19 protein-coding genes are annotated in these 20,159 nt (G+C 61.4%); 2 read left to right on the top strand and 17 right to left on the bottom strand.

Going from position 1 to position 20,159, the window contains the following annotated elements:
- Nucleotides 1-105 precede the first annotated feature (105 nt).
- On the bottom strand, nt 106-690 hold the full coding sequence (locus ACWHXT_RS07435) for a YceI family protein (protein ID WP_447528563.1): 585 nt from the start codon (nt 688-690) through the stop codon (nt 106-108).
- A gap of 77 nt (nt 691-767) precedes the next feature.
- The gene (locus tag ACWHXT_RS07430) at nt 768-1,325 is read right to left on the bottom strand and encodes a cytochrome b (protein WP_447957801.1); all 558 of its coding nucleotides are present in this window, start codon (nt 1,323-1,325) and stop codon (nt 768-770) included.
- Between the two features lie 425 nt (nt 1,326-1,750).
- Between ACWHXT_RS07430 and ACWHXT_RS07425 the strand changes: the two genes are divergently transcribed.
- Nucleotides 1,751-2,020: a hypothetical protein gene (locus ACWHXT_RS07425; RefSeq protein ID WP_447928850.1), complete on the top strand. Its 270-nt coding sequence runs from the start codon at nt 1,751-1,753 to the stop codon at nt 2,018-2,020.
- 88 nt (nt 2,021-2,108) lie between these two features.
- Here the strand turns inward: ACWHXT_RS07425 and ACWHXT_RS07420 are convergent, their stop codons facing one another.
- The 15 genes from ACWHXT_RS07420 to leuC all read right to left on the bottom strand — a co-directional run bounded on the left by ACWHXT_RS07420 (nt 2,109) and on the right by leuC (nt 18,946).
- Complete coding sequence (locus tag ACWHXT_RS07420) at nt 2,109-3,305, bottom strand: O-succinylhomoserine sulfhydrylase (protein WP_447957800.1); 1,197 nt, start codon at nt 3,303-3,305, stop codon at nt 2,109-2,111.
- 30 nt (nt 3,306-3,335) lie between these two features.
- A complete protein-coding gene (gene purF, locus ACWHXT_RS07415; protein WP_447928848.1) occupies nt 3,336-4,859 on the bottom strand; it encodes an amidophosphoribosyltransferase in 1,524 nt (507 codons plus the stop codon).
- Nucleotides 4,860-4,962: 103 nt separating this feature from the next.
- Entirely contained in the window at nt 4,963-5,553 is a 591-nt protein-coding gene (locus tag ACWHXT_RS07410; RefSeq protein ID WP_447928847.1) for a CvpA family protein, read from the bottom strand.
- Nucleotides 5,554-5,555: 2 nt separating this feature from the next.
- Complete coding sequence (locus ACWHXT_RS07405; protein ID WP_447957799.1) at nt 5,556-6,227, bottom strand: SPOR domain-containing protein; 672 nt, start codon at nt 6,225-6,227, stop codon at nt 5,556-5,558.
- Nucleotides 6,228-6,287: 60 nt separating this feature from the next.
- Nucleotides 6,288-7,577: a bifunctional tetrahydrofolate synthase/dihydrofolate synthase gene (gene folC / locus ACWHXT_RS07400; protein WP_447957798.1), complete on the bottom strand. Its 1,290-nt coding sequence runs from the start codon at nt 7,575-7,577 to the stop codon at nt 6,288-6,290.
- On the bottom strand, nt 7,570-8,571 hold the full coding sequence (gene accD / locus ACWHXT_RS07395; RefSeq protein ID WP_447928844.1) for an acetyl-CoA carboxylase, carboxyltransferase subunit beta: 1,002 nt from the start codon (nt 8,569-8,571) through the stop codon (nt 7,570-7,572). Before accD ends, folC begins: the two co-directional genes overlap by 8 nt.
- An 89-nt stretch (nt 8,572-8,660) precedes the next feature.
- Complete coding sequence (gene trpA / locus ACWHXT_RS07390) at nt 8,661-9,464, bottom strand: tryptophan synthase subunit alpha (protein WP_447957797.1); 804 nt, start codon at nt 9,462-9,464, stop codon at nt 8,661-8,663.
- Between the two features lie 8 nt (nt 9,465-9,472).
- Nucleotides 9,473-10,723 carry a tryptophan synthase subunit beta gene (gene trpB / locus ACWHXT_RS07385; protein ID WP_447957796.1) on the bottom strand — a complete coding sequence of 417 codons (1,251 nt, stop codon included), beginning with the start codon at nt 10,721-10,723 and terminating at the stop codon, nt 9,473-9,475.
- A gap of 52 nt (nt 10,724-10,775) precedes the next feature.
- The gene (locus ACWHXT_RS07380; RefSeq protein ID WP_447957795.1) at nt 10,776-11,423 is read right to left on the bottom strand and encodes a phosphoribosylanthranilate isomerase; all 648 of its coding nucleotides are present in this window, start codon (nt 11,421-11,423) and stop codon (nt 10,776-10,778) included.
- Nucleotides 11,424-11,475: 52 nt separating this feature from the next.
- A complete protein-coding gene (gene truA / locus ACWHXT_RS07375) occupies nt 11,476-12,417 on the bottom strand; it encodes a tRNA pseudouridine(38-40) synthase TruA (protein ID WP_447957794.1) in 942 nt (313 codons plus the stop codon).
- Between the two features lie 25 nt (nt 12,418-12,442).
- Nucleotides 12,443-14,305: a FimV/HubP family polar landmark protein gene (locus ACWHXT_RS07370; RefSeq protein ID WP_447957793.1), complete on the bottom strand. Its 1,863-nt coding sequence runs from the start codon at nt 14,303-14,305 to the stop codon at nt 12,443-12,445.
- A 179-nt stretch (nt 14,306-14,484) separates the two neighbouring features.
- Entirely contained in the window at nt 14,485-15,597 is a 1,113-nt protein-coding gene (gene asd / locus ACWHXT_RS07365) for an aspartate-semialdehyde dehydrogenase (RefSeq protein WP_447957792.1), read from the bottom strand.
- Between the two features lie 114 nt (nt 15,598-15,711).
- On the bottom strand, nt 15,712-16,794 hold the full coding sequence (gene leuB / locus ACWHXT_RS07360; protein WP_447928830.1) for a 3-isopropylmalate dehydrogenase: 1,083 nt from the start codon (nt 16,792-16,794) through the stop codon (nt 15,712-15,714).
- Nucleotides 16,795-16,825: 31 nt separating this feature from the next.
- Nucleotides 16,826-17,473, bottom strand: a complete 648-nt coding sequence (gene leuD / locus ACWHXT_RS07355) for a 3-isopropylmalate dehydratase small subunit (protein ID WP_447957791.1) — start codon at nt 17,471-17,473, stop codon at nt 16,826-16,828.
- 3 nt (nt 17,474-17,476) lie between these two features.
- The gene (leuC, locus tag ACWHXT_RS07350; RefSeq protein ID WP_447928828.1) at nt 17,477-18,946 is read right to left on the bottom strand and encodes a 3-isopropylmalate dehydratase large subunit; all 1,470 of its coding nucleotides are present in this window, start codon (nt 18,944-18,946) and stop codon (nt 17,477-17,479) included.
- 317 nt (nt 18,947-19,263) lie between these two features.
- Here leuC and ACWHXT_RS07345 point away from each other — a divergent pair, with 317 nt between their 5' ends.
- Nucleotides 19,264-20,136: a LysR family transcriptional regulator gene (locus tag ACWHXT_RS07345; protein WP_447957790.1), complete on the top strand. Its 873-nt coding sequence runs from the start codon at nt 19,264-19,266 to the stop codon at nt 20,134-20,136.
- Nucleotides 20,137-20,159: the final 23 nt, after the last annotated feature.

The following is a 20,159-nucleotide window of genomic DNA, read 5'->3' as shown; positions in this document are numbered from 1 at the left end:
GACTTAAAACTGCCACGTCGGGACTCCTTACATGAATTTAGTGACCGCTAACGAAAAAGCGCCGCCACCCCGGCGAGGGTGGCGGCGCTTTTTAACATACCAGGCTTACTGGCGGATACCTTCGAATACGACGTACAGATCGAGTTCCTGCATGGCGTCGCCAAATTCACTCATGTCGATGTTGTAATCGCTTAGCGTGATGGTGGTGGTGCCTTCGAAACCGGCGCGGTAGTTGCCCCAGGGGTCTTCGCCCTGGCCGATCAGCGTTACCGGCATTTCGAGTTCGTGGGTTTCGCCGTTCAGGGTGAAATCACCGGTGATCACGCCTTCGTTATCACCTTCGGACTCGAACCCGGTAGAGGTGAACGTAGCGGTCGGATGCTCGCTCGCGTTCAGAAAGTCTTCGCTTAGAATGTGACGATCACGTTCGGCGTGATTGGTATTGAGGCTGTCGATCTGAACTTCCATCTCGATGGAAGAAGCGTCCAGGTCGTCCTCGTCATAGGTGAAATCGCCGGAGAACTCTTCGAAGCTGCCCAGAATGTAGGACATACCCAGATGGCTGATCTTGAATTGAACGAAGGCGTGCTGGCCTTCTGTGTCGATGGTGTAGTCAGCGGCCTGGGCCTGGCTCAACGGAACCAACGCTACGGCGGCAACGGCGCTTGCTAAAAGGCTCTTTTTAAACATCGAATAAACTCCTCGCTTTCCCTGGAAGAACCCAAAGCGCTAAACCGCTTCGGGGTGTGAAAAATGGTGGCGCCGGCTTACGTTAGCTGACGGCTATGGGCCGGGTTGAGCATACGCACCAGCGTTTTGTGACGGCCAAGCCAGTGGTGCTTGAGCGCGGCCAGGGCGTGGCCAGCGGCAATGACGATGAGCGTTACCGCGCTGTACCAGTGGATATCCCCGGCAAGGCTTGCCTGATTGGGGAGGCCGGCCAAAAAAGCGGGCACTTCGAACCAGCCAAATACGCTGATACCGCGCCCGTTCGCCGTCGATATCAAATAGCCGCTCAGCATGACCAGCAGCAAGAGCATATAAAGCCCAATGTGTCCGACGTGGGCCGCCATACGCTCGAACCGGCTACCCTCTCCGTCTGGCGTAGGCTGGCACACGCGCCAAATCAAACGCGCCAGGGTTACGAAAAGCAGCAAAATACCGATCGAGCGGTGAACCCAGGGACCCTGGTTATACCAGCTGTCATAGTAGCCAAGGCCTGTCATCCACCAGCCTAGTACAAAAAGACCCACGATGGTCAGCGCGCTCAGCCAGTGAAACGAGATACTCATAAGGCCCCAGCCACTTCGCGTATTACGCCACATGCTTTTTTCCCTGCTCTTGCGACCCAAAGGGCCATGCTTTTGCCGAAAGAGGATTAAGTATTTTTTTTGATTCGATTAAGTGGCAAAGAGCATAGCGCTTTGAACCTCAAACTACCGCTGAAAAAAGCAGGACAGTTCGTTCGTAAAAACCATTTGTTAACGGGCTAACGAAACTAAAAAAATCGCGGTATACAAATCGAAAAAATGGTCGGCGCACCCTCGCAATCTCTTACAACCAAAGTTGTATAGCCATAAATCAAAGCGTATGAAAATAGCGATTATAATTAAATTAATCGAATGGTCTAGCGCATTTTTCTCAATTTTTATTTTCTTTTTTCGACTTTAGTATGACGCCACGTTTTACGAAAGATCGGCGAACCGATCGCCTAATAAAGCTTTATATAAACCAAAACGAGTACGCCACCATGAAAAAACTAACCACTTTTGCTGCCATCGCCGTTGCACTCGCTTCCGGTTCTGCCTTCGCCGAGCGTGGCTCTGCCGAGCAAAACACCATTGAAAAACCGAGCTCCTCGAGCGAGCAGCGCTCCGACGAGAGCCGCAACGCCTCCGTTGAGAACCTGCGCATCAAGAACAGCGCCGGCGGCCAGATGATCAATCATCCCGAGTCCAACACCGAGTCGCGCGACAACGACTTCAATGACCCGCACGACCTGCCTGCGCGCAACCAATAAAGATTTAGCTTCCCCTTGAACGAAAAAACCCCACCTCGGTGGGGTTTTTCGGTTTAAAGCGCTCATTCACCCGCAGCGGCACTGCTTGCTATTGGGCAAGTGCGTCTAGCCCGCGCGCCAGATCCTGGCGAATATCTTCCTGGCTCTCCAAACCGACCGCGATACGGATCAACCCCGGCGCAATGCCGGCGGCGCTGCGCTGCTCGTCGCTCAGCCTGCCGTGGGTGGTCGTCGCCGGGTGGGTAATGGTCGTTTTGACATCCCCCAGGTTGCCGGTAATCGACAGCAGTTGCGTGGCGTCGATCACCTGCCAGGCGCCCTCCTGCCCGTTGATGACCTCGACGCCAAGCACCGCGCCAAAGCCGCGCTGCTGCGCTTTGGCGAGCGTGTGCTGGGGGTGGGTTTCCAAACCACTGTAATGGACGCGCGTCACCGCCGGGTGCTGCTCGAGCCACTCGGCCAGCGCCTGGGCATTTTCGCCGTGAGCCTTCATGCGTATCGCCAGGGTTTCGAGGCCCTTGGTGAAAATCCACGCATTGAACGGACTCATGCAGGGTCCGCAGGTGCGCACCACGCCAAAGACTTCTTCCAAAAGGTCGTGGCGCCCGACAACGGCGCCGCCAATGGCGCGGCCCTGGCCGTCGAGATACTTGGTCGCGGAGTGAATCACCAGGTCCGCCCCCAGGGCGATGGGCTGCTGAAGCGCCGGGGTCAAAAAGCAGTTATCGATCGCCAACAGCACCTGGTGCTTTTTAGCAAGCGCGGCAAGCCCGGCAATATCCGCCACTTCGGAAAGCGGATTCGAGGGCGTTTCGGCAAACAGCAGTTTGGTATTCGGGCCGATCGCGCGCTCCCAGGCGGCCAAATCGGAAAGCTCGACGTAGCGCGTGGTGATCCCGAATTTGCCCAGGTATTTGTCGAACAGGCTAACCGTGGAGCCGAACAGCGAGCGCGAGGCGACGATCTCATCGCCCTGGGACAAAAGCGCAAGCGCAGTGGAAAGGATCGCCGACATGCCGGAGCTGGTGGCCACGCAGCGCTCGCCCCCTTCGAGCGCGGCCAAACGGCGCTCGAAGGTGTGTACGGTCGGGTTGGTAAAGCGTGAGTAGACGTTACCGGCCTCTTTACCGCCGAACTTGCGCGCCGCCTCGGCGGCGCTTTCATAGACGAAGCTCGACGTAGGAAAGATCGGCTCGGCGTGCTCTTGCTCGAACGTGCGGTGGTGGCCGGCACGAATGGCCAGGGTCTCTAGCGACCACTGGGGACGTTCACTGTCATCCTGCATGAGTAGACCTTCTTGGCATTCGTTGGCGGGTTAGTCGTCCAGGTCGTCATCGTCCTGGTTGTGCATATCGACCAGGGCGTGGTCCCCCGCGCTCTGATCCTTGGCCGAATCGTTGCGGTTGGCTTCCAGAACCGCCAGGTACGCCTCGTCGATATCGCCGGTGACGTAGTTGCCGTCGAACACGGAGCAGTCGAACTCCTCCATTTCCGGGTTCACTTCACGGCAGGCGGACTTTAGATCCTCAAGATCCTGATAGAAGATACGATCAGCGCCGATCAGCTCGCCGACTTCCGCTTCCGTGCGCCCGTGGGCGATCAACTCCGAGGCCACCGGCATGTCGATACCGTAGACGTTGGGATAGCGCACCGGCGGCGCGGCGGAGGCAAAGTAGACATTGCGAGCACCGGCATCCCGGGCCATTTGAATGATCTGCTTACAGGTCGTGCCGCGCACGATGGAGTCGTCCACCAGCAGCACGTTCTTACCGCGAAACTCGACGTCGATCGCGTTGAGCTTTTGACGCACGGACTTCTTACGCTGGGTTTGCCCCGGCATGATGAAAGTACGCCCGATATAGCGGTTTTTCATGAACCCTTCGCGGTAGGTCACGCCCAGGTGCTGGGCCATCTCGAGCGCCGACGTACGCGAGGTATCGGGTATCGGGATGACCACGTCGATATCGTGATCCGGCCATTCGTTCAGGATACGATCACCCAGTTTGCGGCCCATCTGCATCCGCGTGCCGTACACGTAGGCGCCGTCGAGCAGCGAATCCGGGCGGGCAAGATAGACGTGCTCGAAAATGCACGAGTAGAGCTTTGGCTGATCCGCGCAGACCTGGGTGTGATAGTTACCCTGCATGTCGACGAATATGGCTTCCCCCGGGGCCAGGTCGCGGGCAAGCTCGAAACCGCCCACATCCAGCGCCACCGACTCGGAGGCGATCATCACTTCCTGGCTGTCGCCCTCCTGGCGGGTGCCGAACACCACCGGACGGATACCGTGGGGGTCGCGAAACGCCACCATGCCAAAGCCATTGATGATCGCCACCGCCGCGTAACCGCCTTTACAGCGGCGATGCACCCGGCGTACCGCATCGAAAATGTCCTCGGCGGTGAGGTGAAGGCCCTGCTTGCCAAGCTCGTGCGCAAAGACATTAAGCAGTACTTCGGAGTCGGAGCTTGTATTGATGTGGCGAAGATCGGTGGAGAAAAGCTCCTGCTTCAACTGCTCGGAGTTGGTCAGGTTACCGTTATGTGCCAGCGCAATGCCGTAGGGGGAGTTAACGTAGAAAGGCTGCGACTCGGCTTCGCTCGAGGAGCCCGCCGTTGGATAGCGTACGTGGCCGATACCCAGATGTCCTTTCAATCGCGCCATATGGCGGGTATGAAAGACATCGCGCACCAGGCCATTGCTTTTGCGCAGTAAAAAGCGTCCCTCGCTCCACGTCATCATACCCGCGGCGTCCTGGCCCCGGTGCTGAAGTACGGTCAAGGCGTCGTAAATGCCCTGATTCACCGCCTGCCTGGCCAGAAGGCCCACAATACCGCACATTCCAGTTACCTCTCTTTGTGCCGCGGCTTACCGGGAGTAAGCCGGAACATTATCGATCCAGGACGCTGTGCCCTGCTGGCTCACCAGGAAGTCCCGCGCTTGGTTAGCGGTCGTTCGGTGGTGGCAACGTAATATTGGAGGAATCGTTCATCACGCCCTTCGAGCGAAACTCGGGCAGGCTGATATCGCGAAGCGATTCCGGCGCTTGGGGTAGCTCGCGCTCCCATTGATTAAGCTGGCTGACTGCCCAGTCTCGTAGTTCGATAAAGGTGGGGCGAAGGCTCGCTTCCTGCCAGGCCTGGAGGTCTGAAAACGGTGTCAGAGTAATCAGCACCGTGGCAATCAGCAAAACGACCACGCCGCGGGCGAGGCCAAACACGGCCCCGGCAAAGCGGTTCAAAAGGCCCATGCCAGCCCATACGATGGCGGCGTGGACCAGTCGAATCACGATGCCACACAAAAGGATCACCGCGAAAATCACCAGCGCGAAGGCAAGCACCAGGCGCGCATCGTAGCTATCGATCATTCCCGACAACAGTTCGGCGACCGGGTCGGCAAGCACGCGTGCCACCATCAGCGCCACGACCCAAGCCGTTAGGCCCAGCGCCTCGCGAATGAATCCGCGCAGGAAACCGGCCAGCATGGAGAGCGCCAGTACGGCGAGAAAAACCGCGTCGAGCCAAGTCAGCGCCATGGTCAGTCTCGTACCCTGACCAGTAGCCCTTGCACGTTGGCCCGCTGTTTGATCAGCGCCATTGCCGACTCGCCCTCTTCCGCAGTGGCGTAGGGGCCGACGTACACGGACGTCAGGTCATTGTCCCGGGCACGGCGAAACGCGCTAAACCCCTGGCCCGAGAGCTGATCGCTCAGCCGCTCGGCGTTGCTCACATCACCGAAACTCCCCACTTGAACCGCCCACTCGCCCTGTTCGGCGGTCGCCGGTGCCCCGCCACTTTCGCTCTCACTGGAGGAAGACGAATTGGAGGAAGTGTTGGACGTCGCCGCGTTGGAGGCGACCAAATCGGCGATCGGGTCCGCCTCGGCGGGCGCCGGGGAAGATGTGCTTTCGGCTTCGGCCGTCGCCTGGCCGGTCTGCGGCTGGGCGGGGTCGGCGCCAATAGGATCGGTAATGATCTCGCCCCCCGCGTCTTCGGCCTGCCCCCCTTGGGGCATGGCCTCGATACTGGCGGGCATTTCGGGCGCAGGGACATTTTGACGCGTGACGTTATTGGGCTGCTCGATGACGAACGTCGGCTGGGGACGCTCTTCGCGGGGGGCCGGGTCGCTCATTAGCCAGGGCACGAAAATCGCCAGCAGCGCGAGCAAAATCACAATTCCGCTAATGCGTTCCGTTTTACCGTATTTCATATCCCTCTCCTCAAAGCGTGGGGCCGGCCAGGCCTGGAAGTCTCGCGAATACGCATAGCATCAGGCTTGCGGTAGCGAGCACTCCAAAAGCGCAGCAACGGTTTTAAACGAACCCATGGCAAGCACACGATCATTACTGCTTAGCTGCTCCTCGATAAGCGCGACCCCCGCTTGCGGCGACTCGGCCATACCTTGAACCACGCCGCCTTTCGCCCGAATGCGCTGGGCCAGATCATCGGCGCTACGGCCACGCTCACCGTCAAGGCTCACGCACACCCAGTCGCTCACCCGGGCCATCAATGCTTCGATCACGCCGTCGGCATCCTTGTCCTCGAGCATACCGATCAAGGCCCATTGACGCCCGCCTTCGCCAGGCGCGGGTAGGCGGCTGGCCACATAGCGCGCGGCGTGAGGATTGTGCCCGACATCCAGACACCACTGGCCGATCCACTGCATACGTCCGGCCACGATCAGCGCGCGAAACGCCTGATTGACCAGCGCGGTATCGAAGCTAACGCCGACCAGCGCAAGCGCTTGAAGCGCCGTCGCGGCGTTGTCGATTGGAAGACCGGGATCCGCCAGCGCATCCAGCGACACCGTATCGCCGTCACGGGTCAACCCGTGCCAGCACCAGGCGGTGGTCAGGTCGCTACCCGCCCAGGCCTCGGCGCTATGCTTGAAGCCTACGCCCAGCGCGTAAATGGTCGAGGCCATGGCAATGGCGGTATCCGCCACGCTGACCGGAAGCGACTGGCTGCCCAGCACCGCAGGCTTGAGCGGGCGAAAAATACCGGCCTTTTCGCGCCCGATCTGCTCGAGATCAGACCCCAGGTAGTCGGCGTGATCAAGCGCGACCGTGGTCACCACGCTTACATCCGGCTCGACCACGTTGACCGCGTCCAGGCGCCCGCCCAGGCCCACTTCCAGAAACGCCAGATCCAGCGCCTGCTGCGAAAGCGTCCAAAGCGCGCAGAGCGTTCCGGCCTCGAAGTAGGTCAGGCTGACCGCTGGGGCCTCGGTACGCGCCTTTTCGACGCGCTCGAAGCCCTCGATGAGCTGTGCATCGCTTGCCAGTTGGCCGTTGATGGTCACCCGCTCGTTGTAGCGCATCAGGTGTGGCGAGGTGTAAGTACCCGTTCGAAAGCCGTGGGCCCGAGCTATGGCGTCCATCATGGCAAGGGTCGAGCCCTTGCCATTAGTGCCGGCTACCATGACCACGCGGGTTGCCACGGGGCGCTCGAACAGCCCCATACGCGTCGCCACTTCGGACACCCGGTCAAGGCCCATGTCGATGCCGACGGGGTGCAGCGTTTCCAAATGGTCGAGCCAGTCGGCTAAAGAGCTAGGCATTGCGGCTGGATTCGTCGCTCGCTGCGTTGGCAGCCGTCGATGTGCTGGCTTCGAAAGCGTTGGCCAACGCCTCTTCATCGACCAGGGGCTCGCTCACCTGGGCGCTGGTATCCTCGACCGCTTCGACCTGGGGCCGGGCGCTTTGGTGGGTCAGCTTACGCAGTATCCCGCCTACCCGGTCGCGCATTTCGTGGCGGTGAACGATCATGTCCACGGTGCCGTGCTCGAGCAGGAATTCGCTGCGCTGGAAGCCTTCCGGCAGCGTTTCGCGAACGGTCTGCTCGATGACCCGCGGGCCGGCAAAACCGATCAGCGCGTTCGGCTCGGCGATATTGAGATCGCCAAGCATCGCAAGTGACGCCGAGACGCCGCCGAACACCGGGTCGGTCAGCACCGAAATGTAGGGAATACCCGCCTGCTTGAGCCGTTCGAGCGCCGCGGAGGTTTTCGCCATCTGCATCAGAGAGAAAAGCGCCTCTTGCATGCGCGCCCCGCCGGAGGCACCAAAGCAGATCAATGGAATTTGCTGTTCGAACGCGAGCGTGGCGGCGCGCACGAATTTCTCGCCCACGATAGCGCCCATCGAGCCGCCCATGAAGGTGAACTCGAAAGAGACGGCCACGATGGGCAGGCCGTCGAGCTCGCCACGCATAGCGATCAGTGCATCTTTCTCACCGGTCTCTTTTTGCGCGGCCGCCAAGCGGTCCTTGTACTTCTTGGAGTCTCTGAACTTGAGCCGGTCGACGGGCTCAAGATCGGCGGCGATCTCTTCGCGGCCCTCTTTATCCAGGAACCAGTCGAGGCGTTTGCGCGCGGTGAGCCTTAAGTGATGCTCGCACTTGGGGCAAACGCTTTGATGTTTCTCAAGTTCGGGGAGGTAAAGCACCGCCTCGCACTTGGGACATTTACGCCAAAGACCGTCGGGCACGCTGGCACGACGGTCCTTACGCTGGATACGCCCCATGGAGGGTACGATTTTATCTAACCAGCTCATATCAAAAAGGCTTCCGTATACGTCAATGCCCGGCCACGCCAGGCGAATGAGTGTCGTCGATCAAGTCAGTGTAGACAATGGAGGCACCCTTAGGCGTCCATCGCCGTGCGCATTTCGGCCAGCACGGTTTTAAGCTCGCCAGCAATCACTTCCGGGGTATCGGCATTCTCGGCGATACGGTTCACCAATGCGCTACCTACGATGACCCCGTCGGCCACTTTGGACACTTCGGCGGCGGTCACGCCATCGCGAATACCAAAACCCACGCAGAGCGGAAGATTCGTCATCTCACGCAGCGGCGCAAGGTGCTCGGCCACGTCCTGGGCATTGAGCGTGGCGGCGCCGGTCACGCCTTTGAGCGACACGTAGTAAAGATACCCCTGTCCATGGGCGCATATTGTAGCGGCTCGGGCATTGGAAGTGGTAGGTGCAACCAGAAAAATTGCAGCTAAATCACGCTCTTTCAAGAGCGGGCCGAACTCCTCGGCTTCTTCCGGCGGCATATCGACCACGAGCACACCGTCCACGCCGACGCTGGCCGCTCTATCGGCAAAACTGGCGTAGCCGATACGCTCGATCGGGTTCAAATAGCCCATCAGCACCACTGGCGTGATGGTATCGGTTTGGCGAAATTCCGCGACCATGTCGAGAAGATCCACCAGCCGGGTGCCCTTCAAAAGCGCGCGCTCGCAGGCTTTTTGAATCACCGGGCCGTCGGCCATGGGGTCGGAAAACGGCACGCCAAGCTCGATCACGTCGGCGCCGGCATCTACCAACGCGTGCATGAAACCGACGGTGTGCTCGGGGCCGGGGTCGCCCGCGGTGATGTAGGGGATCAAGGCCTTGCGGCCCTGCTGTTTAAGTTCGTCGAAGCGCTGATCGATACGGTTCATGCTGACCCTTAAAACTTGAGACCGTCAATATTGGCAACGGTCATGATGTCTTTATCACCCCGGCCCGAGAGGTTGACCACGATATGCTGGTCGGTGCGCATGGTCGGCGCCAGCACCTTGGCGTGAGCCAGCGCGTGAGCGGACTCCAGCGCCGGCATGATGCCTTCCATGCGGGTAAGCTCACGAAACGCCTCGAGCACTTCCTTGTCGTTGGCGGCCACGTAGTTGACGCGCCCGACATCCTTCCAAAGCGAATGCTCGGGACCGACGCCCGGGTAGTCGAGCCCGGCGGAGATCGAGTGGGTGTCCGAGACCTGCCCGGCCTCGTCGGACATCAAGTAAGTGCGGTTACCGTGCAGCACGCCTCGCGGCGCGTTGGAGGCCAAAGGCGCGGCGTGACGACCGGTTTCCACCCCATCGCCGCCGGCTTCGACACCGTACATGGTAACGTCGTCATCCTCGATGAACGGGTAGAAGAGCCCGATAGCATTGGAGCCGCCCCCCACGCAGGCCACAAGCGCGTCCGGCAGCCGGCCGATCTGCTCGAGGGACTGGCGCCGCGCCTCGCGTCCGGTTACTGCGTTGAAGTCGCGCACCAGTTGCGGGTACGGGTGCGGCCCCGCCACGGTGCCGATGATATAGAAAGTGTTGTCGACGTTGGTGACCCAGTCGCGCAGCGCTTCGTTCATGGCGTCTTTCAAGGTCCGCGTGCCGGATTCGACCGGAATCACCCGGGCGCCAAGCAAGTGCATGCGGTAGACGTTGAGCTTTTGGCGCTCCACGTCCTGGGCGCCCATGTAGACATCGCACTCAAGCCCCAAGCGCGCGGCAACGGTGGCCGTGGCCACGCCGTGCTGGCCCGCGCCGGTTTCGGCGATCACCCTGGGTTTACCGGTCTTTTTGGCCAGAAGCGCCTGGCCGATGGTGTTGTTGACCTTGTGGGCACCGGTGTGATTCAGGTCTTCACGCTTGAGCCATATCTGCGCCCCGCCGAGATGCTCGGACCAGCGCTTGGCGTGATAAAGCGGCGATGGCCGCCCCACGTAATGCGCAAGGTCATAATCGAACTCGGCCTGAAAATCCGGGTCGTCGCGCAGGCTGGCGTAGGTCTTCTCCAGCTCTTCCAGCGCGAAGCTCAGGGTTTCCGAGACGAAGCGGCCGCCGTAAGGGCCGTAATGGCCGCGGGCGTCCGGCATTTTGGTCAAATCGCTAAACCGGGTCTTTACGATGTCGGTGTCACCAGTTGCTGAGACAGTCACAGAGGTACCTCACAAGATCGCCCGAGCAGGCAAACAATAAATGAACGTAGCGTCACGAATCGGCGCCGCCTCGATCCGGTGTTTCGGCGTCGGCAAGCGCTACCTGACGAACGAATGCGCTCATCAAGGCCGGGTCCTTGACGCCGGGTGACGCCTCGATCCCGCCGGAAACATCCAGCGCGTAGGGCGCAACGCGAGCCGCCGCCTCCCCCGCATTGGAGGAGGTCAATCCACCCGCGAGGATAACAGGTTTTGCAAGAGATGCGGGAATTCTAGACCAATCGAAGGTCTCGCCGGTACCGCCTGGAATGCCCGGCCGGTAGGCGTCGAGCAGCAGCGCCTGCGCCCCTTGATACTCCCCGGCAGCGTGATGCAAATCCACGCCGTCGCGCATGCGTAGCGCCTTGATCCAGGGCGCACCAAACTGCTCGCAAAATGCCGCCGATTCGTCACCATGAAACTGCAAAAGATCCAGATACGGCAGGCAGCGCTCGATGTCGTCAACGCTTTGGTTGACGAAAAGCCCCACCCGGGTCACGAAGGCCGGCACCCGCCGACTGAGCTCTTCGAGCTTGTGTGGCGTAAGCGCCCGTTTGCTTTCTGGCCACATGACGAAGCCGAGCGCGTCGACCCCAAGGGCCACGGCGCACTCGATATCCTCGGCCTGGGTGAATCCACAAAACTTGATGCGCGTGCGCATGACGCTCCTCGGCTTTAAAAAATGGGGGACGCTAATGATAAGACCGCGGCGCTCAAGGCGTTGAAGAGCCCTTTGCCGTCGCTTTGGGGCTATCGGCAAACGTGAGCTTGCGCCTAGCGGCGATGCGCGGGTTGTCCGGCAGCACCCGGTCGCCGGTCCACTCGCCGGTAAAGGCGAGCAGGTTCGGCCCGAGCGGCTCCTGGGGGAGCGCAAAACGCTCGTCGTAAATCGAGTCGACGAAGTGAAGGCCGCAGGCCGGCGCCGTCACATCGCCTTCGCGACGGCTTTTTTTGGCCAGCAGCGCCTCGATATAGCCTTCGTTTTGCGCACCGCGCCCTACACTTGCCAGCGCCCCGGCGATATTGCGAATCATGTGATGCAAGAAGGCGTTACCCTGGATATCGATGACCACCAGTTGCCCGTAGCGATGCACTTCGCAAAAGTGCATCTGCCGCCAGGGGGTTTTGGACTGGCACCCCGCCGCGCGAAAGCTTGAGAAATCGTGCTCGCCCACCAGCGCCTGGGCGGCGCGGTGCATGGCGCCTGCATCCAGGGGGTCGCGACACCAGGTTACGTTGTTGCGCTCCAGCACCGGCCGGCTTGGCTGGTTCAAGAAGAGATAGCGATAGCGCCGCCCAAGCGCCCCCAGCCGGGAGTGAAAGTCATCGGATACCGGTTTGACCCAGCGAATGGCGACATCCTTGGGCAGATTGGTGTTGGCGCCGAAGATCCAGGCTTTTTCGCTGCGCTGGGCGGGCGGGTCGAAGTGGACGACCTGACGGGTAGCGTGTACACCGGAGTCGGTGCGCCCGCTTGCGTGAATTTGCACCGGCGCCCCAGCCACCTTCGCCAGCGCCTGCTCGACGGCCCCCTGCACGGAGGCGGCGTGCTTCAAGCGCTGAAAGCCGCTAAAGCGCGTGCCGTCGTACTCGATACCCAAGGCCAGCCGCCCGGTGAGCGGCGTGGTTTCATCAAAGTGGTAAAAAAGCGTCATTAGCCACGCCGTGTTGGAAAAAGGGTTAGCTATTATCCCGGCGTCGCGGCTTAAATGCTACCTCCTCGATTTCCCACTGCGGCTCAGTAGAAGATGGCGGCTCGGTCGCGCCAACGTCCTGGGAAAGCGGCTTTGCGTCAGTGTCTTCGGGTGCAGTCGCGCGCGCCGGCGGGTAATCGATCAGGTGATTCGACGAACTAGCCGGGGCTTTCGGCGCCAGCGCCGGTTCATCTTGTTCGCCAGGCTCTAACGCCTCGCTGAACGCCCCGGCAGACTCAGGTTCGTCTGGCTCGCCTGGCGCGTCGTTTGGCGCCCAGGGCGCGGGCGTGGGTTCCATCAGGTCTTGTTCGGCCAGGGCGCGGCGTTCGACCGCCAGGGTTTGCGGCCCGGGGCTTTCTGGCATCTGTGGCTCAGGTGTTTCATCAACAGGCGGTGTTGCGATGGACGATGAAGCGGCAGCGGCCGGCACGGTGTGGCTCGGCGGTGCAGCGGATGCCGCGGGCGCTACCGGCGCAACCGGTAGAGGCGCAGCCTCCCACTGGCTTTCGCGACGCTTACGACTGATCACCATGGACGCCAGCAGCAGCAAAAGCGCAATACCCGCAAGCCACACCCAGCGCTCGCGAAGCGATGCCCAGACGCCAGGCGCCGGGGCGCTTGGCTGCGCACTGGCCGAGACGGGGCCGGTTTGAGCCAGCGCGAGCGTTTGTACATCGCCAAGGGTTTGGCGCAGCGCCGCCACCTCCTCTCTCAGTGTGTCGATTTCTGCTGCTTGGCGGGCCTGTTCATCCAAAAGCGCCTGATACTCGCCGCCATTGGGTGCGGCTTCGGCGGTGGGAAGCGGCGAAAATGGCGCCAGCGCCTGGCTTACAACCGCCGTAGGCGCGGCGCCGCTATCGGCCAGCAGCGGGGTCGCGGGCGTTTCCGCCTCACCGGCGGCGAGCGCCGCCTCGAGACTGAGCGAGGCCATTAACGCATCCAACACCGCGGCTTCGACGTCGGCCTGTTCGCCGGCCGGTGGCGAAGGCTCCCGGGCGCTATCTTGCTCGTTACTCTCGCCACCGCTTGGCTCAGCGGCCCGAGGCGCGGCCGGCGCTTGCGCGACGGCTTGATTTTGAGGCTCGGGCGAAGCAGCGCCGCGCTCCGGCGATTCGCCGCTGCGCGCGCTCACGGCCCGGGCTGCCTGCTGCGGGCTTCGTCCTAGCGCCTCTTCCCGGGAAGGCAGGCGCAGGCGCTGGCCAACGCGGAGCGAGTCGATGCTTTCCCCGGCGAATGCGGCCGGGTTGGCCTCTGCCAGCGCGGCGATCATCTGCTGAACGTCGACGCCAGGAGCGCGGGTTCTCAGGGCGATATCCCAAAGCGTGTCGCCGGGCTGAACGGTGGTATGGGTGGCATCCGGCTGGGCGCTTGCTGGCGGGGCCGGCCGCGATGGCGCCGGGGCCGGCGCAGCGGTTTGACGCACGTCCGCAACCCCAGCGCCTGGTTGGCCGGGCAGGTAATCCACCGGGTCGAACAGCAGCGTGACCGCTTGAGTTTGGCGCCCGGTGGGGGTATCGAGGGTAATCAGCACGTCGAGCCAGGGCGCGCTCACCGCCTGGGGGCTACTCAGGCGCAAAAAAGTGCGCCCGTTTTGGCGCGCTGGCGTCACCTGTAGATTGGACAGCAGCGGCGACCACTCGAGCCCCAGCGCGCTGAATGCAGAAGGCTCGGCCACGCTTGCCCGAATATCCTCCACGCGGTAACCATCGCTTTCAAGCAGAACCACCGTGGCATCGAGCGGCGCTTGAAGCGGTGAAAGCGTTGTCGCATGGCCCAGGCCCAAGGCAAGCGCGGCCGGGCTCAGCGTTGCAAGAACGAGCCAAACACTGGTGGCTAGCGTTTTATTCATCAAGGCCCCTTGCCTTTGATTACCCACGAGCCCTGAGTGACGGGCCCCACTCATCATTCTTTATTACTATAACCTGGCGAGTTAAACCTTCCTTGGGAAGTTTAGCGATTTTTAAGGTATGCAAATAAAAAGGGAAGCCACTGGGGCTTCCCTTTTTCAGGCGTTAAACCTTATCGAGCTTACCGCTCGCGCAGAATCTTCAGCATACGCTTGAGCGGCTCCGCTGCGCCCCACAGAAGCTGGTCGCCTACGCTGAACGCCGACAGGTATTCGCCGCCCATGTTGAGCTTTCTAAGCCGCCCCACCGGTACATCCAGGGTGCCGGTGGCGGCCGTGGGCGTAAGCCCCGCGATGGTGGCGTCTTTATCATTGGGGATCAGCTTGACCCACTCGTTGTGCTTGGCGATGCGATCCTCGATCTCATCGAGCGGCACGTCCTGCTTGAGCTTGATGGTGAACGCCTGGCTGTGCGAGCGCATCGCGCCGATACGCACGCAAAGACCGTCGATGGGGATCGGGTTATCGCCCAGTCCCAGAATCTTGTTGGTCTCGACGAAGCCCTTCCACTCTTCGCGGCTCTGGCCGCTGTCGAGCTTGCTGTCGATCCAGGGGATGAGGCTTCCGGCCAAGGGCGCGGCGAAGTTCTCGGTCGGGAAATCACTGCCGCGCATTTTGGCGGTGACCTGGCGGTCGATATCCAGAATCGCGCTGGCCGGATCGTCGAGGTCAGCCGCCACGCTTTGGCGCAGATCGCCCATCTGGTTCAAGAGCTCGCGCATGTGCTTGGCGCCAGAGCCCGAGGCCGCCTGGTAGGTCATCGAGGTCATCCACTCGATCATGCCAGCCTCGAACAGGCCGCCAAGCCCCATCAGCATCAGGCTTACGGTGCAGTTGCCGCCGCAGAAGGTTTTCGTGCCCTTGGTGAGCTGCTCGTCGATCACGCGGCGGTTGACCGGGTCGAGCACGATGGTGGTCTCGTCTTCCATGCGCAGGGTGCTGGCCGCGTCGATCCAGTAGCCGTTCCAGCCGTCGCTACGCAGATCCTTGTAGACCTTCTTGGTGTAGTCGCCGCCCTGGCAGGTAATGATGACGTCCAGCGCCTTGAGCGCCGCCAGGTCAAAGGCGTCTTTTAGTGCCGGCACATCGACGCCGATGTCGGGTCCGGGCTGGCCGACCTGAGAAGTGGTGAAAAACACCGGCTCGATGCCGTTGAAATCACCATCTTCCTGCATACGGTTCATTAGAACCGAGCCCACCATCCCCCGCCAGCCTACAAAACCGACCTTCAACATGTAACGTCCTCCAGTAGATTAAAGTCTTCTCAACACCACTATAACAAAAGAGATCGGCCGCTGCGTAAGGCGGCCGATCTCGTTAAACGTTTCTAACCTCGAGGCCTGCCCGCTTTAGCCAAGCCGGGCAAACGCCGCGAGCACGGCGTCGCCCATCTCGACCGTCGAGGTGCTCGGCTCGCCGCTTTGGGCGATATCCGCCGTGCGCAGCCCCTGGTCGAGCACGTCGCCCACGGCGGTTTCGATGCGCGCGGCAAGGCGGGGCTCGTTGAGCGAGTAGCGCAGCATCATGGCCACCGACAGCATCATCGCCAAGGGGTTGGCGATGTTTTGTCCGGCGATGTCCGGGGCGCTGCCGTGGCAGGGCTCGTACATGCCCTGGCCGGATTCGTTGAGCGACGCCGAGGGCAACATGCCGATGGAGCCGGTCAACATGGCCGCGGCATCGGAAAGGATGTCGCCGAACATGTTGCCGGTCACGACCACGTCGAACTGCTTGGGCGCACGCACCAGCTGCATGGCCGCGTTATCCACGTACATGTGCGAGAGCTCGACATCCGGATACTCCGGCGCCAGCCGCTCCATCACCTCGCGCCACAGGATGGTGACTTCCAGCACGTTGGCTTTATCGACCGAACAGAGTTTCTTGCCCCGCTTTTGGGCCATCTCGAACGCCACGCGGCCGATACGCTCGATCTCGCTTTCCGAGTAAACGTAGGTATTGAAGCCCACGCGTTCGCCGTCGCGCTCTTCGATACCCCGCGGCTCGCCAAAATAAATGCCGCCGGTGAGCTCGCGCACGATCATGATATCGAGCCCGGCGACCAGTTCAGGCTTCAAACTCGAGGCGCTGGCCAGCTGCGGGTACAAAAGCGCCGGGCGCAGGTTACCGAAAAGCCCCAGATGCTTGCGCAATCCCAAAAGCCCCTTTTCCGGACGCTTGGAGAGATCCTCGATCTTGTCCCATTTCGGCCCGCCCACCGCGCCGAGCAAAATGGCGCTGGCGGCTTTGGCTTTCTCGAGCGTTTCAGCCGGCAGCGGCTCGCCGTGAACGTCATAAGCCGAGCCGCCGACCAGCGCCTCTTCGACGTCGATATCGAGCCCCGCCTCCTGACAGGCTTTTAGCAGCCGTGCCGCCTGGGCGGCAATTTCCGGGCCGATACCGTCACCGGGCAGCAGTAAAACTTTCTGGGTCATGCGGTTTCCTCAACAAACGAAGCGGTAAATCTCAAGCGGACTGGCGGAAAAGCCAGGGGCGAGCGGCCTTGTGCTTTTGCTCGAAGGCGCGAATGGCGTCCTCGTCTTTCAGGGTGATGCCGATATCGTCCAGGCCTTCGAGCAGGCAGTGCTTGCGAAACGCATCGACCTCGAAGGCGAAGCTGTCGCCGCCGGGGGTGGTCACGCGCTGGCCTTTCAGGTCGATATCCAAGCGGTAGCCCTCAATCGCTTCGACCTCCTGGAATAACTGCTCTACCTGCTCTTCCGCCAACGTGATCAGCAAAATGCCGTTCTTGAAGGCGTTGTTGTAGAAGATATCGGCAAAGCTTGGCGCAATCACCACCCGAAAACCGAAGTCCTCGAGCGCCCAGGGGGCGTGCTCCCGGGAGCTGCCGCAGCCGAAGTTACGCCGCGCCAGCAGCACCTGGGCGCCCTGGTAGCGGGGCTGGTTCAAAACGAACCCTTCGTTGAGCGGGCGCTCGGAGCAGTCCTGGCCCGGCTGGCCTTCATCCAGGTAGCGAAGCTCGTCGAACAGGTTCACGCCAAAGCCGGTACGCTTGATGGATTTCAAGAACTGCTTCGGGATGATCAGGTCGGTATCGACGTTGGCGCGATCCAGCGGCGCCGCCAGGCCTTCGAGACGTTCGAACTTTTTCATGGCTTAGGCCTCCTGGGCGTGGCTTTCATCGTTGGCGGGCAATGTACGGACATCGACAAAATGCCCGGCAATCGCGGCGGCGGCGGCCATGGCCGGGCTTACCAGGTGGGTGCGCCCGCCGTAGCCCTGGCGGCCTTCGAAGTTACGGTTGGACGTCGAGGCGCAGTGCTCGCCGGCACCGAGCTTGTCGGCGTTCATCGCCAGACACATCGAGCAGCCCGGCTCGCGCCACTCGAAGCCCGCCGCGGTAAATATCTTGTCGAGGCCTTCCGCCTCGGCCTGGCGCTTCACGAGCCCCGAGCCCGGCACCACCATGGCGAGCTTGATCGAATCCGCCACCTTCTTGCCCTTGGCGACCTTGGCGGCTTCGCGTAAGTCTTCGATGCGTGAATTGGTGCAGGAGCCGATGAACACCTTGTCGAGTTTGATATCGGTGATCTTTTGATTCGCCTGCAGGCCCATGTACTCCAACGCCCGGGTATGGCTGCGCTGTACCGTGTCATCCACGGCGGCCATCGGGTCCGGCACCTGGCCGGTAATACCGGTGACCATCTCGGGGCTGGTGCCCCAGCTCACCTGGGGTTCGATCTCTTCCGCCTGAAGGGTGACGACCTTGTCGAATTCGGCGTCCGCGTCGGAGACCAGCTCGCGCCAGTCGGCCACGGCGGCCTCCCACTGCTCGGCGGTGGGCGCGAAAGGACGCTTGCCAAGATAGTCGATGGTGGTGTCGTCCACGCCAATGAGCCCGACCCGGGCACCGGCTTCGATGGCCATATTGCAGACCGTCATGCGCCCTTCCATGGAGAGCGAACCAATGGCGCTGCCGGCGAACTCGATGGCGTAGCCGGTGCCGCCGGCGGTGCCGATCTCGCCGATGATCGCCAGCACCACGTCCTTGGCGGTCACACCCAGGCCCAACTCGCCTTCGACGCGCACCTGCATGTTCTTCATTTTTTGCGCCAGCAGACACTGGGTGGCCAGCACGTGCTCGACTTCTGAGGTACCGATACCGTGGGCCAGGGCTGCGAAAGCGCCGTGGGTGGCGGTGTGGGAGTCGCCGCATACCACGGTCATACCCGGAAGCGTGGCGCCCTGCTCCGGGCCCACTACGTGGACGATGCCCTGGCGCGGGTCGTTGATCTTGAACTCTTCGATGCCGTACTCGCCGCAGTTGTCGTCCAGGGTTTGTACCTGGATCAGCGAGACCGGGTCTTCGATACCGCTGTTGCCCGCGGCGCGCTCCTTGAGCGTGGTGGGCACGTTGTGATCCGGTGTAGCCAAATTGGCGTCGAGGCGCCAGGGCTTACGCTTGGCCAAGCGCAGGCCTTCGAACGCCTGGGGCGAGGTCACCTCGTGGAGCAGTTGGCGGTCGATATAGATGAGCGCCGTGCCGTCATCGCGCTGCTTCACCAGGTGTTGATTCCAGAGTTTATCGTAAAGGGTTTGGCCTGACGTCTCGGTGTGACCTGACATTGTGCTCTCCCGGGCGGTGCCCTGCTGGTTCGGTCCGGCGTTTTCGCATTGCCCGCCTCTTGGGGCGGTTTTAGGCTCTGTCTGAAAAGCGCCTGCGCTCGACAATACGGCGTTAAAAATTGGCTCGCGCGCGAGTCCGATCAAAATACTCATTTACACATGTAAACTCCGTTTTTTCGTCAATTTTTGCCTTGTCTTGTCTTCGCTCGTCGACTTTTCAGACAGACCCTAGTGAAGCCAGTGTTGCGCGCCTCGCGCATAAAAGCAATTCATGTTATTTATGGATTGGATTCCAAAAAGGAATAGCGAGAACATACATGGATACGCAGAGCCTCCAGGCCTTTATCGCCGTTGCCGAGTCGCGAAGCTTTTCCCGCGCCGCCGAGCAGCTCCATCTGACCCAGCCGGCGGTCAGCAAGCGTATCGCGACGCTCGAAGCCCAGGTCGGCACCCGGCTTTTCGACCGCATAGGCCGGCGTATCGCGCTCACCGAAGCGGGGCATCTTTTGCGCCCCAGAGCGCTGCGTATTTTGCAGGCCGTAGAAGATAGCCGCCGGGCGCTGGCGAACCTTTCCGGCCAGGTGGGCGGCACGTTGACCCTGGGCACCAGCCATCACATCGGTCTTCACCGCCTACCGCCGGTGCTCAAACACTACACCGAGCAGCATCCGGAGGTAGCGCTGGATCTGCACTTTCTGGATTCGGAGCTTGCCTATCAGAACGTACTGGACGGCACGCTCGAGATCGCCGTCGTCACCCTGGCCCCGGCGCCGTTTGAGCAGCTGGAAACCGTCGAGCTTTGGCGCGACCGGCTCTGCTTCGTTTGCGCGCCGGACCACCCCCTTCGCCGCTCCTCCGTGCCCATCACGCTCGAGACGCTGTGCAATCACAACTGCGTAATGCCCGGGTCCAGAACCTTCACCCATGCGTTGATTCAAAAGCGCTTCGAAAATGCCGGGCTCACGCTTCACGTAAGCATGGCGACCAACTATCTCGAAACGCTCAAGATGATGTGCAGCGTGGGGCTGGGCTGGAGTCTGCTACCCGAAAAAATGCTCGACGACACCATCGTGGAGCTAAATGTTCAAACACCGCGTATCGAGCGCCCGCTAGGCTACCTGGTGCACACCAACCGCACGCTTTCAAACGCCGCCAGCCGCATGATCGAGGCGCTCATCAAAAGCTATTGATTCAAAAGCAATCGGTCCTTATC

The organism is Vreelandella halophytica (assembly GCF_968193635.1).
This window is presented reverse-complemented; position numbering and strand designations above follow the sequence as displayed.

Bases quoted from the DNA above. Each gene is read 5' to 3' on its own strand.
- ACWHXT_RS07435 (WP_447528563.1), bottom strand. From the start codon at position 690: ATGTTTAAAAAGAGCCTTTTAGCAAGCGCCGTTGCCGCCGTAGCGTTG.
- ACWHXT_RS07430 (WP_447957801.1), bottom strand. From the start codon at position 1,325: ATGTGGCGTAATACGCGAAGTGGCTGGGGCCTTATGAGTATCTCGTTT.
- ACWHXT_RS07425 (WP_447928850.1), top strand. From the start codon at position 1,751: ATGAAAAAACTAACCACTTTTGCTGCCATCGCCGTTGCACTCGCTTCC.
- ACWHXT_RS07420 (WP_447957800.1), bottom strand. From the start codon at position 3,305: ATGCAGGATGACAGTGAACGTCCCCAGTGGTCGCTAGAGACCCTGGCC.
- purF (WP_447928848.1), bottom strand. From the start codon at position 4,859: ATGTGCGGTATTGTGGGCCTTCTGGCCAGGCAGGCGGTGAATCAGGGC.
- ACWHXT_RS07410 (WP_447928847.1), bottom strand. From the start codon at position 5,553: ATGGCGCTGACTTGGCTCGACGCGGTTTTTCTCGCCGTACTGGCGCTC.
- ACWHXT_RS07405 (WP_447957799.1), bottom strand. From the start codon at position 6,227: ATGAAATACGGTAAAACGGAACGCATTAGCGGAATTGTGATTTTGCTC.
- folC (WP_447957798.1), bottom strand. From the start codon at position 7,577: ATGCCTAGCTCTTTAGCCGACTGGCTCGACCATTTGGAAACGCTGCAC.
- accD (WP_447928844.1), bottom strand. From the start codon at position 8,571: ATGAGCTGGTTAGATAAAATCGTACCCTCCATGGGGCGTATCCAGCGT.
- trpA (WP_447957797.1), bottom strand. From the start codon at position 9,464: ATGAACCGTATCGATCAGCGCTTCGACGAACTTAAACAGCAGGGCCGC.
- ACWHXT_RS07380 (WP_447957795.1), bottom strand. From the start codon at position 11,423: ATGCGCACGCGCATCAAGTTTTGTGGATTCACCCAGGCCGAGGATATC.
- truA (WP_447957794.1), bottom strand. From the start codon at position 12,417: ATGACGCTTTTTTACCACTTTGATGAAACCACGCCGCTCACCGGGCGG.
- ACWHXT_RS07370 (WP_447957793.1), bottom strand. From the start codon at position 14,305: ATGAATAAAACGCTAGCCACCAGTGTTTGGCTCGTTCTTGCAACGCTG.
- asd (WP_447957792.1), bottom strand. From the start codon at position 15,597: ATGTTGAAGGTCGGTTTTGTAGGCTGGCGGGGGATGGTGGGCTCGGTT.
- leuB (WP_447928830.1), bottom strand. From the start codon at position 16,794: ATGACCCAGAAAGTTTTACTGCTGCCCGGTGACGGTATCGGCCCGGAA.
- leuD (WP_447957791.1), bottom strand. From the start codon at position 17,473: ATGAAAAAGTTCGAACGTCTCGAAGGCCTGGCGGCGCCGCTGGATCGC.
- leuC (WP_447928828.1), bottom strand. From the start codon at position 18,946: ATGTCAGGTCACACCGAGACGTCAGGCCAAACCCTTTACGATAAACTC.
- ACWHXT_RS07345 (WP_447957790.1), top strand. From the start codon at position 19,264: ATGGATACGCAGAGCCTCCAGGCCTTTATCGCCGTTGCCGAGTCGCGA.